The 16,954-nt window shown below is 70.2% G+C and carries 11 protein-coding genes; 8 read left to right on the top strand and 3 right to left on the bottom strand.

The window, feature by feature from the left end; genetic code table 11:
* Positions 1-3,123 (top strand): CHAT domain-containing protein, encoded by a 3,123-nt coding sequence (locus GGR46_RS12780; RefSeq protein ID WP_246426138.1) that lies wholly within the window; start codon positions 1-3, stop codon positions 3,121-3,123.
* Positions 3,123-3,977 carry a type II CAAX endopeptidase family protein gene (locus GGR46_RS12785; RefSeq protein ID WP_221262717.1) on the top strand — a complete coding sequence of 285 codons (855 nt, stop codon included), beginning with the start codon at positions 3,123-3,125 and terminating at the stop codon, positions 3,975-3,977. Before GGR46_RS12780 ends, GGR46_RS12785 begins: the two co-directional genes overlap by 1 nt.
* Here GGR46_RS12785 and GGR46_RS12790 read toward each other — a convergent pair.
* Positions 3,964-5,361: a M23 family metallopeptidase gene (locus GGR46_RS12790; protein ID WP_183998259.1), complete on the bottom strand. Its 1,398-nt coding sequence runs from the start codon at positions 5,359-5,361 to the stop codon at positions 3,964-3,966. The genes GGR46_RS12785 and GGR46_RS12790 overlap by 14 nt on opposite strands.
* A gap of 115 nt (positions 5,362-5,476) precedes the next feature.
* Between GGR46_RS12790 and tssK the strand changes: the two genes are divergently transcribed.
* The 6 genes from tssK to GGR46_RS12820 are packed head-to-tail and all read left to right on the top strand — an operon-like array spanning position 5,477 to position 14,840.
* Positions 5,477-6,817: a type VI secretion system baseplate subunit TssK gene (tssK, locus tag GGR46_RS12795; protein WP_183998266.1), complete on the top strand. Its 1,341-nt coding sequence runs from the start codon at positions 5,477-5,479 to the stop codon at positions 6,815-6,817.
* On the top strand, positions 6,793-8,187 hold the full coding sequence (icmH, locus tag GGR46_RS12800; protein WP_343058141.1) for a type IVB secretion system protein IcmH/DotU: 1,395 nt from the start codon (positions 6,793-6,795) through the stop codon (positions 8,185-8,187). Before tssK ends, icmH begins: the two co-directional genes overlap by 25 nt.
* 14 nt (positions 8,188-8,201) lie before the next feature.
* Positions 8,202-11,675, top strand: coding sequence for a type VI secretion system membrane subunit TssM (tssM, locus tag GGR46_RS12805; protein ID WP_183998277.1), 3,474 nt, complete (start codon positions 8,202-8,204; stop codon positions 11,673-11,675).
* Positions 11,676-11,683: 8 nt separating this feature from the next.
* A complete protein-coding gene (tagF, locus tag GGR46_RS12810; RefSeq protein ID WP_183998279.1) occupies positions 11,684-12,184 on the top strand; it encodes a type VI secretion system-associated protein TagF in 501 nt (166 codons plus the stop codon).
* On the top strand, positions 12,181-12,942 hold the full coding sequence (locus GGR46_RS12815; RefSeq protein WP_183998282.1) for a PP2C family protein-serine/threonine phosphatase: 762 nt from the start codon (positions 12,181-12,183) through the stop codon (positions 12,940-12,942). Before tagF ends, GGR46_RS12815 begins: the two co-directional genes overlap by 4 nt.
* A complete protein-coding gene (locus GGR46_RS12820) occupies positions 12,939-14,840 on the top strand; it encodes a serine/threonine-protein kinase (protein WP_183998284.1) in 1,902 nt (633 codons plus the stop codon). Before GGR46_RS12815 ends, GGR46_RS12820 begins: the two co-directional genes overlap by 4 nt.
* Here GGR46_RS12820 and tagH read toward each other — a convergent pair whose 3' ends face one another.
* A complete protein-coding gene (gene tagH / locus GGR46_RS12825) occupies positions 14,841-16,394 on the bottom strand; it encodes a type VI secretion system-associated FHA domain protein TagH (protein WP_183998286.1) in 1,554 nt (517 codons plus the stop codon).
* Positions 16,391-16,948 (bottom strand): DUF6931 family protein, encoded by a 558-nt coding sequence (locus GGR46_RS12830; RefSeq protein WP_183998288.1) that lies wholly within the window; start codon positions 16,946-16,948, stop codon positions 16,391-16,393. The genes tagH and GGR46_RS12830 overlap by 4 nt, the downstream gene beginning before the upstream one ends.
* Positions 16,949-16,954 lie beyond the last annotated feature (6 nt).

Raw genomic sequence — 16,954 nt, forward strand, 5'->3', positions numbered from 1 at the left:
ATGCGCATGCCCCATGCCCGCACCCGGCTGGCCGCCACCACCGCGATCCTCGCGATGCTCGCCGGATGCGCGTCCGAAGGTGGGCGACCGCGGACCCAGCTCGACAGCCTGAGCCTGGGCCGCAACACCGCCGACGAGCCCTGCGTCGCCAGCCGCACCTGGCGTGACGCGGGCGCCAAGGACCTGTTCGACAGCGCCTATCTGATCACCTGCCGCAACGTCACCGCCAGCCGGCCGCTCGGCGCGATGCGGGTGGTGCGCGACACCCCCGATGCGCTCAAGGCGGTCGATGCGCTGTTCGATTGCGGCGCCGAGGCGGACGTGACGATCGCCGGGGCGCCGGCCCGGGCGCGACGCTGCACCGACAAGACGCTGGGCATCGAGACCGTGCGCGTGGACGTGCCGATGGGCCGCGACCGGCTGATCGCCAATGCCACGCCTTCGCTGCTCGGCCAGCTCGAGGAAGGCGTCGGCATGCTCACCGGCCGCCGCAAGCTCGACGGCGATCCCCGGCGCGACGTGAAGGCGACGATCGACCTTGCCGCGCTCCCCGCCGGCCCGGACACCGCGCCCGTCGTCGCGGATAGCGGCGGTGAGGCGTTCGACGCCGCCGCCTCGCTGCGCCAGGGCATCCAGCTCAACCACAATGGCCGCTATGCCGAGGCCTCGCGCCTGCTCAACGACGCGATCAGCCGGCTGCCCCAGGGCAGCGATCCGGCCACGCGCACCGAGCTGCTGCTCGAGGCCGGGCTCGCCGATTCCAACGTGTCGTTCAACGACAGCGCCCAGCAGCGCTTCTCCCAGGCCGATGCGCTGATCGGGCAGAGCGAGGGCGAGCGCGCCGCCTATCTGCAGCGCAAGCGCGACGCCTATGTCGCGCTCGACCAGCTCAACCGCCGCCAGTTCGCCGCGGCGCTGACCACGCTCGACCGGCTCGTCTCGGTCGAGGCGCGGGCCGACCAGCCGCTGATGGACGTCTCGACGATCCGCCAGCTCAACCAGTCGCGCCCCGGCAAGGTGAGCAATGCGGTGGCGGTGCCGGATACCCGCCAGCTCTCGCAGCTGGTGATCGATGCCCAGGCCAATTGGGCGCGCAGCGTCGCGCTGCTCGCGCTCGGCCAGGACGACCGCGCCACTGCCGCACTCGACGCCTCGACCCGTGCCTATCGCGCGCTGCTCGGCGAGCCGATCGATCCGACCCAGTCGCTCTGGCTCGGCGCGCGCATCGAGCGCCAGCGCGGCCGTCTCGCCGCACGGCGCAAGGACTGGCCGGTGGCGCTCGCTTCGTTCGACCGGGCGCTGCAATATCTCCGCCGCAGCGCGGTCGGCTCGCTCGGCACCGGTAGCGAGCCGGCGATCGCCGAGGCGCAGCTCGAGCGCGCCGGGGTGCTAGCGCGCAGCGGGGCCTCGGCCGCGCAGATCCGCCAGGAATATGCCGTCGCGGTCGATGCGCTGGTCGCGTCGAACAGCACGGGCAGCATCCTGCCGACGGGGCTGGAGAACTATCTCGACGTGCTGGTCGCCGAGGCGAAGGCCAAGCCGCGCGCGGACACCTATGAGCTGTTCTTCCGCGCCGTGCAGTCGGGCGGGCAGCCGGGCGTGGCGCGCCAGCTCAACCAGCTGCAGAACGTCGTCTCCGCCGATCCCGAGCTGGCCGATCTGGTCCGCAGCCGCGCCTCGCTCGAGCGCGAGATCACCCGGCTGCGCTATGCCATTGCCGACAAGGCGGCGGCACCGGGCGAGACGATCGGCGATCTCAACGATCAGCGCCAGCGCGCCGAGGGGCAGCTGCTGGTGGTCAACGACCAGCTCTCGCGCAACCAGCGCTTCCGGGCGGTCGACGACACGCCGGCGACCGTTGCCGCGATCCGCGAGGCGCTGCGCCCGGGCGAGGGCTATCTGAAGCTCTACCAGCTCAGCAACCGCGTCTACGGTATCTACATCACGCAGCAACAGACCTTCATCTATCCGGTCGTCGCTAGCGCCAAGGAACGCGCCGAGCTGGACGGACTGGCGGACACTGTGCGCCGCTCGATCGACGGGCGCCTCGTCGACGGGCAGCTGGTGCCGTACGACGCGGGCGGTGCGCACGTGCTGTTCCGCCTGATCGCGGGCCCGGCGCGCGAGGCGATGCTCAAGACCGGCTCGCTGGTGGTCGATCCGGCCGGGCCGCTGACCATGCTGCCGATCGGCGCGCTGGTGACCGATTATGATCCCAAGGTCGTCCACGAGGATCCGTTCGACTTCTCGCAGACCGCGTTCCTCGCCGCGAAGACGACGATCTCGACCGCGCTGTCGCCGCGCTCGTTCCTCGTTTCGCGCGGGCTGCCGCAATCGACCGCGCGGCATGCGCTGCTCGGCTTCGGCGCACACATCCCGCCGGTGCAGAATGCCAGCGTCAACCGGATGGTCGATGTCGGCTTCGGCTGCACCGTCGGCTACAACCAGCTCGCCTCGATCTCGCGCGGCTTCGCGCCGATCGACAAGAGCGAGCTGGTCACTGCGGCCCAGGCGCTGGGCGATCCGGACGCGCCTCTGGTCACCGCTGCCGCCTTCACCGACACGGCGATCGAGCAGCGCGGCGACCTGGCCGATTACCAGGTGATCCACTTCGCCACCCACGGCCTGCAGGAAGGGCAATGGGGCTGCAACAAGTCGCCGCCGGCGCTCGTCACCTCGTTCGGCGATGCAGGGTCGGACGGGCTGCTGAGCTTCTCGGAGATCGCCCAGCTCCACTTCAACGCCAATCTCGTCGTGCTTTCCGCCTGCGACACCATCAGCGGCGTGCGCGACCAGAGCCTGGCGCGTGCATCGGGCCAGGAGGAATCGGGGACCACCCTTGAAGGCCTCGTCCGCGCCTTCCTCGCCGCCAATGCGCGGTCGGTTATGGCGACCTATTGGCAGGTCTCGGCCGAGCAGGAATCGCAGGACCTGATGCGCACCTTCTACGGCGCGGCACGCACCCAGACGATCGGCCAGGCGCTGCGGAGCGCGCAGCAGAGCCTGATGCGCGACCCGAAATACTCGCATCCCTTCTACTGGGCGCCCTATTTCATCGTCGGCGACAGCACCAAGATGATGCTGTCGGCCGGCCCCAAGGCACCCGTGGTGGCTCGCCGCTGATGGCCGGACCCGGCACCGGCATGCGCGAACAGATTGCGGCGGCGGGATCGCTGGTGGCGGGGCTCGGCCTGATGGCCGCGATCCTGCTCGCCGGCCCTGGCCTGGTCGCGCCGATCGTGCCGGCGGGCTGGTCGCAAGCCGGGCAGGAGACCGCGTTCGTCCTCCTGCTCTACGGCGCGATGGTCGTCGTCGCGCTGGCTGCCGGTGCGGTGCTGCACCACAAGGTCGTGGCGCTCGGCATCAGCCCGGGCTGGCGGTTCGCCGCCGGGTTGAGCCTTGGCCTGCTCGGCATCTGCCTGGCCACTACCTTCGCGACGATCGCGGGCGGACTGCGCTTCGGCGAAGGTGGCGGCGGCGCGACCGTGCTGCTCCTCGGGCTGGTGCTGGTGTTCTTCCAGGCCGCTGCCGAGGAACTCTATTTCCGCGGCTGGATCCAGCCGGTGCTGGCGCGTGCCTGGGGCGTGCTGCCGGCGATCGGGGTGACCGCGCTGGGGTTCGCCGCGCTCCATATGCTGGGTGCCGCCGTCGCGCCGCTTTCCTTCCTCAACCTGCTGCTCGGCGGGCTGTTCTTCGGCACCCTCGCCGCGCAGGGCGGGGGACTTGCCGGCGCGATCGGCGCGCATTTCGCCTGGAACGGCACCGAGCAGCTGGTGCTCGGGCTAGATCCCAATCCCGGTATCGGCAGCTTCGGTAGCCTGTTCGATCTCGACCTGGCCGGCCCTGCCGCCTGGGGCGGATCGGCCGAGGGGCTCAACGCCAGCCTGGCGATGGCGATGGCGCTGGTCGTCGTGCTGGTCCCGCTCGCGATGCTGGCGCGCACCGCCGCGCCTGCGCCCGCGGTCAGTTCGAGGTAGCGGCGCGTTGCTGGTCGATCCGATCCCGTTCCTTGCGGAAAGCCGCGAGCGCCTTGCCGGACAGGGATTGGCCGGTGCCGGTCGGGATCGTCATGGGATCGACCGGCTGGCCGTCGATATGGACTTCGTAGTGCAGGTGCGGCCCGGTGGAGCGGCCGGTGGTGCCGACCTCGCCGATCTGCTGGCCCTGCGAGACGTGCGCGCCGGCGGTGACGCCGGGCAGGATGCGGTTCATGTGCAGGTACAGCGTCTCCCAGCCATTGTCGTGGCGCAGGCGGACGAAATTGCCGTTGGCGCCCTTGGGGCCGGAGAACTCCACCACGGCGCTGCCCGAGGCGAAGATCGGCGTGCCGGTGGGCGCGGCGAAATCGGTGCCGCGGTGCATCTTCTGGTAGCCCAGGATCGGATGCTCGCGCATGCCGAAGCGCGAGGTGATGCGGGCGGAATCGACGGGCGTGCGCATCAGCGAGCGGATGGTGCTGAGGCCGTTGCCGTCGAACCAGCCGGCCTCGCGCTCGCCGGGCGGGGTGAAGCGGTAGAGCGCACGCGACTTGGCCGCGGTGCGCAGCGAGACATAGACCAGCCGCGGCACGCCCACCGCCTCGCCGGCGGGGTTGTAGGCCTGTTCGAACCCGGCCTCGAAGATGTCGCCGGGCGCCACTTCGCGCTGCATGTCGAAATCGAAGCTGAAGGCGTTGGCGAAGTCGCTGATCAGGCTGTCGGTCACGCCCGCCGCGACGGCCGAGCTGTAGAAGCTGTTGCTGTCCAGCTCGCCGCGCACGACGGTGACCCGGGTCTTGAGCGCGGCGGTGAGCTTCTTCGCGTCGAAGCTGCCGTCCGCGGCGCGGCGCAGGACCAGGCCCGCGCCATCGGCCCGGGTCGCCTCCAGCGAATCCAGCTGTGCCGCACCGGGCTCGCCGTGCAGGTCGAAGATCAGCCGGATTTCGCCGGGGGCGGTGCCGAGCGCCTCGCGCGCGTGGCGGGCGGCTTGGCTCGCCTCGGCCGGAACGATGCCGCCGGAGCGCAGCGTGTCCTCGATCTCTGCCGGGCCGGCGAGGACGAGGGTGCGCCGGCTCGACGTGGCGAGCGGCTGGGCGGGCAGGGCCGCGCTCGCCTCGGCCTTGGGCGGTGCGATCTGGGTGCTGCGATTGGCGAAGGCGATCACCGCCCCGGCCAGCGCCAGCGCCGCGCCGGTGCCGAGCGCGATGCCATAGCGGCGGAGGTTCGGGTCGATCGGCGCGCGCGGGGGCCGTGGCGGCGCGGGGGGCGGAGTGGGGCCATTGCCCCAGCTGCGCACGTCGAACGACGCGTCCTGCGCGGCGGCGACCGGCCTGCCGGAGCCCCAGGTCCTCGGGTCGAACGAAGGCTCGTCACGATCCTGCATCTACGCGCCCTGTCTCACGCGCGGGCGCCGCTGCCCGCAGGGGCACCAGATAACCTTGCTTTATGGGAATCGGAAGCTGTGCTTAAACAAAGCCCTCTGCTCGAAGGAGTGGGATATGGCCGGAAATAACCGCGTCGCCTGGCGCGAGGGCATGTTCCTGCGGCCGCAGCATTTCCAGGCGCAGGACCGCTATATCGACGCGCTGGTGCGCGCCCGGGTGGGCAGCGTCTCGCCCTGGCCCTGGGGCTTTACCGAGCTGGTGATCGACGAGGATCTGGCCAGCCTCGGCAAGTTCGGCGTGGTCCGCGCGACCGGGGTGCTGCCCGACGGCACGCCCTTCGCCATCCCCGACGACATGCCGCCGCCCGAACCGCTCGACGTGCCGGCCGAGGCGCGCGATTCGGTGATCTACCTGACGTTGCCGGCGCACCAGGACGGCGTCACCGAGTTCCGCGATGCCGAGACCAACGCGCTCGACGCGCGCTTCCTGGTCGACGAGCGCGAGACGGCCGACGCCTTTTCTGACGACCGCACCACCGAGGGCATCGACTATGGCCGGCCGAACCTGCGCTACGGCATATTGCGCGACCAGATCTATGGCCGGGTGACGCTCGGCGTCGTGCGGGTGCGCGAGGTCCACAACAAGCGCGTCATGTTCGACGACCGCTTCATCCCGCCGACGCTCGACAAGAACGCCTCGCAGCGCCTGCGCGGGGCGGTGACCGATATTCTCGGCCGCGCCGAGCAGCGCGCCGAGGAGCTGGCGATCCGTGCGGTCGAGGCGACCGATGGCGGCGCCGAGACCTTCGGCAGCTTCCTGCTCCTCCAGTCGCTCAACCGCTGGGTGCCCGTACTCCAGCATGCCGAGCGGCTGCCGATGCTCCACCCCGAGCGGCTCTACGAGAATTTCGTCGCGATGGCCGGCGAGATCGCCACGATGATCCGCCCCGAGCGCAAGCCGCCGCCCTTGCCGCGCTACGATCACGAGCATCCCCAGACCTGCTTCGATCCGGTGCTCGACCTGCTCCAGTCGATGCTGGCGGCGGTGTTCGACCGCTCGGCGATCCAGCTCCCGCTCGATAATGCCGGGCCCGGCGCCTACGTCTCGAAGATCACCGACCACAACCTGTTCCAGAACGGCTATTTCTACCTCGCCGTCGCCGCCTCGGCGCCGTTGGAGGAGATACGCGGCCTCTTCCCCTCGGTCGCCAAGATCGGCGCGATCGGCAAGATGCGGCAGATCGTCGACAGCGCGCTGCCCGGCGTACCGCTGCGCCACACCCCCACGCCGCCACCGCAGATCCGGGTGCTGCCCGGCTTCGTCTATTTCGAGCTCGACCGCGGCGCCGCCGACTGGCGCGACGTCACCACTGCGCCGGCGCTCGGGCTGCACGTGGCGGGCGACTGGCCGCAGCTCAAGCTCGAACTGTGGTGCGTGAAGAGGTCCGGCCGATGACCAACGGCAACGGAGATAATGGCGACGGCAACCGCACCGTCTTCCGCCCCTCGCCGTTGCAGGGGTTGCGCGGCAATGAGGGGCAGGGCGGCTATGATCCCGCTCCGCCGCTCTCGCGCACCGGCCAGGGCCAGCAGGGCGTCCGTCTCGATCCCTCGCGCCTGGCCGAGGACGACGTGCCCCGGCCCGCGAAACCGCGCGCCGTCCGCAACGTCATGCTCACCGAGGCGGCGCCGGTGCTCGCGCTCGCCGCCGGCATCCGCTCGGGCCGGGTCCGCGCGCCGATGCCGCAGTTCCACCGCGAGGCGACCCAGCTGATCGCCTCGTTCGAGCGCGCGATCGCCCAGCATTACCCCGAGGAAGTCCGCCAGCGCGCCAAGTATGCGGTCTGCGCGACGATCGACGACATCGCCCAGAACCTGCCCAATATCGGCACCGACGGCGCCGAATGGGCGCGCCGCTCGATGGTCGTCCAGTTCTTCCAGGAGAATATCGGCGGCGACCGCTTCTGGCAGCTCACCGACGACATGCTGCGCGCGCCGGCCGACAATCTCGACATCATCGAGCTCTACCATGCCTGCCTCGCCGCCGGGTTCGAGGGCCGCTTCCGGGTGATGCCCGACGGCAAGCGCCGGCTGCACGAGATCATGGCCAAGCTCCAGGGCGCGCTCACCCACACGCGGTCGCTCTCGCAGACCGAGCTGGTGCCGCATTGGCGCGGCGTTGCCGCACCACTCAAGCGCCTCGGCCTGTGGAACCTGATCGCGCTCGCCGCCGCCGGCGCCGCGGCGCTATTGCTACTCGTTTTCATCATTCTGCGCCTGATCCTGATGTCGAGCGGCGAGGCGCCGTCCTCCGCGCTGGCCTCGGTCTCCCCCGGCGCCCCGCTGACCCTGTCGCGCCCCGCGGCCGCGCTCCCGTCCACCGGCAGCGCCCAGGCCGAGGGGCTGCGCAAATTCCTCGAGCCCGAGATCCGCGAGCATCTCGTCACCGTCGAGGAAGACGCCCAGACCGTCCGCGTCCGCACCACGGTCGGCCAGCTCTTCCAGTCCGGCTCGGACCAGCTCGAAGCCGGTCGCGAGACGCTGTTCAGGCGGATCGGCGACGCGATCGAGAAGGAGAAGGGCGCGGTCACGATCGAGGGCCATGCCGATAGCGACCGGGTCGCGACGCTGAGCTTCCCCGACAATATGGCGCTGTCCCAGGCGCGCGCCGAGACGGTCGGCACGATCATCCGCGCGTCGCTCAGCGACCCGAACCGCGTCACCACCAAGGGGCTCGGCGAAACCGTCCCGATCGCGTCGAACGACACGGCGGCAGGCAAATCGAAGAACCGGCGCGTCGAGATCATCGTGCCGCGGCGTTATTGAGCGGAGCAGAGCGAATGCGTCGTCTCTTCAAGAACTGGTGGTTCGTCACCATCGCCTGCGCGCTGATCGTCGCGCTGCTGCTCGCGCTCGGCCTGCCGATCTTCGTCAAGTTCCTGCGCCCGCTCTGGGTGCGGATCCTGTGCGTGGTCGTGGTCGCGTCGATCTGGGGCCTGTTCGCGTATCTCCGCCATCGCCGGCACAAAAAGGCCGCCGATGCAATCGCCGCCGAACTCGCCGCGCCCGACCCGGCCGGCGAGGAGAGCAAGGCCCTCGGCCAGCGGATGCGCGAAGCCGTCGCCCAGCTGAAGTCCGCCTCGGGCAAGCAGCGCAACTATCTCTACACGCGCCCCTGGTATGTGATCATCGGCCCGCCCGGCGCCGGCAAGACCACCGCCTTGCTCAACTCCGGCCTGCGCTTCCCCTTCGGCGACACCGCGATGAAGGGCGTGGGTGGCACCCGCAACCTGGATTTCTGGTTCGCCGACGAAGCGGTGATGGTCGACACCGCCGGCCGCTATACCACCCAGGATTCGGACTATCAGGTCGACAGCCGCGGCTGGACCTCGTTCCTGTCGCTGCTCAAGAAGAACCGCCCGCTCCAGCCGGTCAACGGCGTGATCGTCGCGATCGGCGTGGACGAGCTGCTCGCCAGCGATTGCGCGAAGATCGACGCGCACGCCGCCGCGGTCCGCCGCCGGCTGGTCGAGGTGCGCAAGACGCTCGAAGTCGCCGCCCCGATCTATGTCCTGCTCACCAAGGCGGACCTGCTCGCCGGCTTCACCGAATATTTCGATGATCTCGACGTCGAGGGCCGCCGCGCCGTGCTCGGCCACAGCTTCGATCAGCCGCGCGGTCGCCCCAGCGCCGATGACGTCGCCAGCGCCTTCGACGAAGTCACCCAGGCCGTCGCGGATCGCCAGGCCAAGCGCCTCTTCGACGAAGTCGATCCGCTCCGCCGCGCGCTGCTGCTCGGCTTCCCCGCCCAGCTCGGCTCGCTCCGCGCCCGGGTCGCACGCTTCCTCGAAGGCGCCTTCACCAGCGGCGACGAGCCGAGCGGCCAGCTGCGCGGCTTCTACCTGACCAGCGGCGTCCAGCAGGGCGCGCCGCTCGACCGCATCCTGGCGGGCATGGCGGACATCTATGACCGTCCCGCCCAGCCGGCGCAGGGCAGCGGCAGCTCGGGCCGTGCCTATTTCCTCAACCGGCTGCTCGGCGACGTCATGTTCGGCGAGGCCGGGCTGGTCACGATGGACCCCGCCGCCCGCCGCCGCCAGCGCGCCCGGCTGGTCGCGGGGCTGGTCGGAATCACCGCCGTCGTGCTGCTCACCTTCACCGCCTGGGGCGTCAGCTTCGCCAATAATCGCGGTTTCCAGAACGACCTGCTCGCCAAGACCGAAGCCGCGCGCGCCCAGTTCCGCGAAGCCGGCATCGACCTCCAGCAGGTCCGCGAAAGCGACGGCGACCTGCGCGCCGCGCTGCCCGGCCTCAACGCGCTGCGCACCCTGCCGCGTGGCTATGCCGATCGCCAGAAGGGCGGCCCGCCGCTGATGATGACCTTCGGCCTCTACGAAAGCGGCCTCAGCAGCCAGGCCGAGGAGACCTATCGCGAGGCGCTGCGCCGGGTGATGCTCCCCCGCCTGATGCTGCGGATCGAGCAGTATATGCGCGGCCATGGCGGCGACGCGATGGCGCTTTACGAGCCGCTAAAGGTGTATCTGATGCTCGGCCAGCAGGGCCCGATGGACGCCAAGACGGTCAAGCGCTGGATCACCACCGACTGGGCGACCGAAGTCTATCCGGGCTCGGACAGCAATGCCGAGCGCGGCCAGCTCGCCCGTCACCTCGATGCGCTGCTCGAGGACAGGAACCTCGCCGGCGTCTGGGCCGATCGCAAGCCGCCGCTAGACGGCGCGCTCGTCGCCAGCGCCCGCGCCGCGATCGGCACCCTCTCGCTCGCCGACCGCGCCTATGCGGTGATGAAGCAGAAGGCGGCCACCGCCGGCGCCGATTGGGAAGCCGCCAATATCCTGTCGCAGGGCGATGCCATCGCCTTTGCCGATCGCGAGAAGGTGCTGTCCACCCGCGTGCCCTATTTCTTCACCCGCGACGGGTTCGAGAAGAGCTATACGCTCGGCCTCGCCACCGTGCAGGAAGACCTGAAGCGCGATCTCTGGGTGCTCGGCGGCGATGCCGATACCGGCGGCGTGCGCGACGAGATGAGCAATATCCGCCCCGGCGTCGCAGGCCTCTATGCCAAGGACTATATCGCCGCCTGGGAAGGCGTGATCGCGGCGATGCAGCCGGCGGACTATTTCCGCGATCCCTCCGCGTTCGGCGCGATGACCAAGAGCCCGTCGCCGATCAAGCGTGTGCTGCTCGAGTTGCGCAAGAACACCATCTTCGCCGGGGGTGCCCAGGCGGTCGGCAAGCGGGTCGTGCAGGACCGGATCAACCGCTCGCGCTTTGGCCGTTATGCCGGCGACGCCACCAATGGCCGTGCCGCGGGGCTCGATGCCGGCGAGGAGATCACCGCCTATTTCCAGCCGCTCCACGACTATGTCGGCGACGGCAAGGGCTCGGCCCCGATCGACGAGTTCGTCGCCGCGGTGAAGCAGGCCGGCCAGGCGGTGATCGCCGCCCAGTCGGTCGGCGGCGGCGGCGGATCGGATGCGACCCAGGCGCAAATGGCCACTGCCATGGCCTCGGTGAAGGCGGCCGCAGCGGGCGCACCGCCCCAGCTCCAGGGCTTCGTCAACGCCGCGGCCGGCGGCGGATCGGCGGCGCAGATCAGCGCTGCCAAGGGCGCCGTCTCCGAAGCCTATGCCCAGGCGGTCCTCCCGGCGTGCCAGGAGGTCGCGCAGGAGCATTTCCCTTTTTTCGGGGCCGCCGCGGCCAAGGATGCCCCGGCGGTTGATGTGCTCCGCGTGTTCGGCATGGGCGGCACGCTCGATGGCTTCGTCCAGCAGCGGCTGAAGCCGCTGATCGATACCAGCGGCCCGGTCTGGCGCTGGAAGCAGGACGATCCGATCGCGCGCACGCTCGATCCCGGTAGCCCCGAGCAGCTCGCCAAGGCCGCGCAGATCCGCGACCTGCTCGCCGGCGGCCTGCCGATCAAGGTGTCGATGGCGAGGTTCGGCCCCGGCGTCACCGCGGTCGAAGTCTCGAACGGAGGCTCCACCTACAAATTCGACGCGACCAACAACCTGCCCAAGCCCTTGCTCTGGTCGGTCTCGGGCGGCCTGCCCGAAGCTTCGGTTGTGTTCTACCAGGCCGATGGCAAGGAGTTGCGTCGCTTCGAGGCGGAGGGTCCCTGGGCGCTGTTCCGACTGATGGGCCAGGCGCAGGTGGAGAATGCCGGCGCCCAGGCGATCCGCGCCACCTTTGGCGAAGGCACCGGCAGCGCCACGCTGGCGATCCAGCTGCCCAGCCAGCGCAACCCGTTCAGCCGCGGCGACCTCTGGTCGTTCCGCTGCCCGGCGGCGCTATGAGCGGGACGGTGAGTGGCGCCCGCCTGTTCGGCAAGCTGCCAGCGCATGGCGATTTCGTCGCGCGCGGGCTCGGTGCGGCGGAGCGCGACGCGCTCGATGCCTGGCTGTCGGGCGAGATGCTCGCGGCGCGCGCGGCGCTCGGTAGTGATTTCGAGGAGCGCTATGACCGCGCGCCGCCCTGGCGCTTCGCCGGGCCGGACGGGGCCGGGGTGCTGGTCGCCTCGGTCGACGGGGTGGGGCGCCGCTTCCCGCTCTACCTGGCGCTGGCCGGCGCAGGCGACGACACGACCGAGCAGGTCGAGGATCTCGTCTACCGGGCGTTCGGTGAAGGCTGGGATGTGGATCGTCTGGTCGCGGAAGTTGGCACGCTCGTTCCGGCGGGCGAATCCGGCGCTTCGGCGTCGCGCTGGTGGACGCTTGGCGGCGAGGGCTTCATGCCTGCGTCCTGCGAGGGCGAGCGTCCTGAGGGATTGCTCGCCAAGATGTTGAGTTCCGAGGTGAATGCATGAGCGCGCAGCTGCGTCTCGACGGGGTGGGCGGCACCCATGTCGGCCGGGTCCGGACCAATAATGAGGACAGCTATGCCGTCCGCCCCGAACTCGCCTTCTGGTCCGTAGCAGACGGTATGGGCGGGCATGAGAACGGCGAATGGGCGTCGTCCGCGCTGACCGAGGCTGTGGACGCGCTCGACCTGCCCGCGGATTTCGACCAGGCCTGCACCGCGATCGCCGACATGATCCATGCGACCAATGCCCGCATCCACGAAGAGGCGGTGCAGCGCGGCATCCAGATGGGCTCTACCTTCGTCGCGCTCCATTTCAACGAAACCGCCTTCGCTTTGTTCTGGGTGGGGGACAGCCGCGGCTATGTGCTGCGCGACGGCGTGCTCCACCAGCTCACCCGCGACCACAGCCAGGTCCAGGCGATGGTCGATCGCGGGCTGATCCGGCCGGAAGAGGCAGCAGGCCATCCGATGTCGCATGTCCTCGCGCGTGCCGTGGGGGCGCAGAGCGAGGTCGAGGTCGATGTCATCGTCGATCAGGCGCAGCCGGAGGACGTGTTCCTGCTGTGCAGCGACGGCCTCACCAACCGCGTCTCCGATGCCGAGATCGCCGAGGCGCTGGACGGGCACGGCCACCGGGAAGCGCTGGACTGGCTGATCGCGCTCACCCTGGAACGCGGCGCGCCGGACAATGTCACGGCGGTCATCGTCGGCGTCAGCGAAACAACCCAGCTAAGCTTTGCCTCTACCGGTATGGCGCGATGAGCGACCCGAAGGACGATCCCAAGACGGTGTTCGTGCCGTCCACGCCCGAGCCGGCGCCTGAACCGGCGCCCGAACCGGCGACTGCGTTCCAGCCGGGCGCTCCGGCCGAGCCCGCCACCGAGTTCCAGCCCGGTGGCGCGGGGACCGGCTTCGCGCCGCGCGGCGAGGGGACGACGATCCAGGTCGGCGACGTGCTCAACCACCTGTTCGAAGTGAAGCGCTTCATCGCCCGGGGCGGAATGGGCGAGGTTTTCGAGGGTGTGAACATCAACACCGACGAGCGCGTCGCGATAAAGGTGATGCTCCCCGCGCTCGCCAAGGATCCGAACGTCGTGTCGATGTTCCGGCGCGAGGCGCAAACTTTGCGCCGGCTGCGGCATGATGCGCTGGTCCACTACATCGTGCTCGCTGAGGAGCCGCAGCTCGGCGTGCTCTACATCGTCACCGAATTCATCGACGGTGCAAACTTGTCGCTCCAGATGAGACAGTTGAGTCCACAACAGGATGAACTGGTCGCGTTGTTGAAGCGCCTGGCCGCCGGACTCGACACCGCGCACCGCCTTGGCGCCATCCACCGCGACATCGCACCCGACAATATCCTGCTCGAGGACGGCAAGCTCGACCGCGCAAAGATCATCGACTTCGGGATCGCAAAGGAGATGGATCCCGGCACCGCGACGATCGTCGGGGAGGGGTTCGCGGGCAAGCTCAACTATGTTGCCCCCGAGCAGCTCGGCGACTTCGGGAGGTCGATCGGTCCGTGGACCGACGTCTACAGCCTCGCCCTGGTGATCCTCGCCCTGGCCCAGCGCGGCGACGTGAAGATGGGCGGCTCGCTGGTCGATGCGGTCGACAAGCGCCGGGCGGGTCCGGACCTGAGCGCGGTCGAGGAGCCCCTGCGCGGGGTGCTGGCCAGGATGCTCGCCCCCGATCCGGCCCAGCGCCTCCCGTCGATGGAGGCGGTGCTGGCCGAGGTGGCGAAGATCGAGGCCGTAACCTCTTCAAAAGCCGACCCGAAACGCTGGTGGCTGATCGGCGGCGGGGTCGGAGCGCTGGCGGTGGTGCTGGCCGGTGCGGGCCTGATGCTGACGCCGCGCGGGCCGGCGCCCACGAAGACCGAGACTGCCACCGCCGCCTCGAACGATCCCGTTCAGCTCGCTCGCGCGGCCATCGACGCGGCGCTGCCGTCGGTCGGCTGCACCTGGCTGCAGATCGTCGAGGTGACGCCGGGCAAGCCCGGGCCGATCGCCAAGCTGACGGGTGTCGCGGGCAACCCCTCCGCGGCGCAGAACGAGATTTCCCAGGTACTTGCCCAGCGCAAGATCGAGGGCGCGAGCATCGATTTCAGCGAAGTCGCCCAGATCACCCAATCGGGCTGTGCTGCGCTCGACACCTATCGCCAGGTCCGCGCGCCGGACTCGCACCAGCTCGGCGTGCCCCAGCGCAAGTTCGAGATGCGGATGCAGCCGGCGGATCCGTCGCTGAGCGGCTATCCCGGCGAGAATGCCGCGAACGTCGTCCTGCAGATCGCCATCGCCAATCCCAAGGACGATATCGCGCTGATCGGGCTCGAGCCCTCGGGCGTGATCGATCCGGAATTCTCGGGCCCCGGCACCGGCGTGTTGGGCCGCGACGGGCTGAAGAAGCTGGCCGGGCAGACCCGGATGGTCACCGATCGCGGGGGCGACCGCTTCCAGATCCAGCTCGACGTCAACCATCCCGGCTGGTCGGGCGTGCTCATGATCAGCGGAAAGGGACCGTTCGACCAGACGCTGATCGCCCCGCCGCTGGGCGGGCGTGGGCCGGAATGGACGAACAAGTTCGTCTCCCAGGCGGCTGCGAACGGCTGGCAGACCCAGATGGTGTGGTTCAAGGTGGTGGACGAGCTGAAGGAGTGATCAGCGCTGCCGCTGCGCGCGCGACTGCTCCTCATAGGCGCGGCGGAATTCCTTGGCGAAGACGTCCATGAACGCTTCGTCCGATCCTTGCGCGACTCCGCCGAACTCCTTCTCATAGGCCTGCCACAGCGCGGCATCGCGTGCGCCGGGCAGGATCCTGGCGAGCAGCCCGCCACTCTCCGCACGCTGGCGGATCGCATTGGGGGAGAAGCGGTCGAGCGTCGCCCGCAGCGCGCCCTGCATCGCCCGCAGGGTGGCGATCTGGTGCGATTGCAGGTCGAAAAAGGCATTCTCGATCGCCGGGCCGGCATCCTGGAAGCCGCGTGCGGGCGGATTGAGCAGGGCGGCGATCGCCTCTTCGGGGGTGCGGGCGAACTTGATCGGGTTGTTGCCGTCGACTTCGAACGCAGTCGATTCCGCGCCCATCTGCGACTTGGCGCGCGCCCGCGCCTCCAGCATCACCACCAGCCCGGCGACGAGGCGGTGCAGCACCTGGCCTGCGCGATCGAGCAGGGCCGGGTTGCGCTGCTTCACGCTGCCATCCACGCCGGCGGCGCGCAGGAATGCCTCGACCAGGGCATAATCCGGGGCGGGAGCCGAGGGTGGCGGCGCCACCGGCGGCTGCGGCTGGGTCGCGCCATTGGCTCCGGCGACATGGGTCGCGGGCATGGCGAAATGCTGCTCTGCCACCGGCGCGCCGATCGGCGTGGGGGCGGGGATGTCGCGTGCGCCGAAGGGGCGGGCGGGGGCGACGCCGAGCGCCTGTTCGGTGCCGACCGGACGGATGCCGAGCGGGTCGCTGTTCTCCTGGATCGGCTGGCCGAAGCCGCCGCGTGCCCAGTCGACCACGTTCCCCTCGGCGAGCCTGCCCCAGATGTCGTCAGGCGCCGGCGCGGGCGGGCGGTCCGGTGCGGCGCTCGACCAACCCGAGGCGGGCTGCGCGTCGGGCGTGGGGCTGTGCCAGGCGGAGGCGACCGGGTCCTCGCGCTCGGCTGGGGCGGGTGCCCAGCCTTGCGCGCTGTCGGAGCGCGGGCCCCAGCTGTCATTGTCGCCCGGTGCCGAGGCGATCGGCGCGGCACCCCAATTGCCCGCGGCGGGTGGCGGGTCCCAGCCGGTGGCGGGCTTGTGCTGGTCGCCGTTCGCCGGCGCGGGAAGCGGCGTGGCGGGCGCGGGCGTGTTGCCCCAGCCGTCCCATTGCGAGGTCGCATGGGCAGAGGCATGGACCGGCGCGGCGGCGCCCAGTGTCGCGCGGACCTCGTAGCCACCGATCGTCAGCACGTCGCCGTCCGCCAGCCGGTGCGGCTGGGTGAGGCGTTCCTGGCGGCCGTTCACGAAGGTGCCGTTCATGCTCAGGTCGCTGAGCAGATAGGCGCCGTCCTGATAGCGGATCTCGCAGTGGCGCGACGAGATGTGGTTGCGCGGATCGGGCAGGCACCAGTCGCAATTGGGCGAGCGGCCGATCAGCGCGCCGCGTTCCTGCAGTACGATCTCGGCGGGCACGCCATTGTCGAGTGCCGAGCGGCCGAGATTGGCGATGGCGAGGCGAAGCGTCATTTGCTGGGCTGGATCCCGTGCTCGGCGATGGCTTCGGCGCGTTCGAGCGCCTGGGCGAGGAAGCCCTTGGGGTCGGTGCTGCGCCAGGCGGCCTGGACGACCGCGACCACCGCGAGCCGATTGGCGAGGCCTGGGGCGGGCTGGACGGGCGCGACGCCCTCCGGCGCGATCGAGCCCCCGCTGTAGAAGATCGCCGTCGCCAGCGACCGTTCGGGTGCCTCGCGGTCGGCGGACTGGGCCGCGGCATAGGCCTGGCGGCGCTTGTCGTCGTCGGGTGCATCCAGCCAGAGACGTGCGCTATCGAGCGTGGCGCGTTCGGCGGGGGCGTTCTCGCTCAGCTTCGGATCGATCAGGCCGGCCGCCCAGTGGATGGCCTCGCGCCGGGGCAAAGCGTGGCCGATATAGGATACCGCCTTGGAGGGATTCGAAGCGCGCAGCGTCTCGTAGTGCGCGCGCACGGAAATATCGGGGGAAGGGAGCTCCGCGCCGCGCAACTCCATCAATTCCCCGACCTGCCGCGCCTTGGTGAGATGCACGCTACGCCACGGCTCCATTGCCGG

Source organism: Sphingomonas kyeonggiensis, from assembly GCF_014196745.1.
GTDB classification, from domain to species: domain Bacteria; phylum Pseudomonadota; class Alphaproteobacteria; order Sphingomonadales; family Sphingomonadaceae; genus Sphingomonas; species Sphingomonas kyeonggiensis.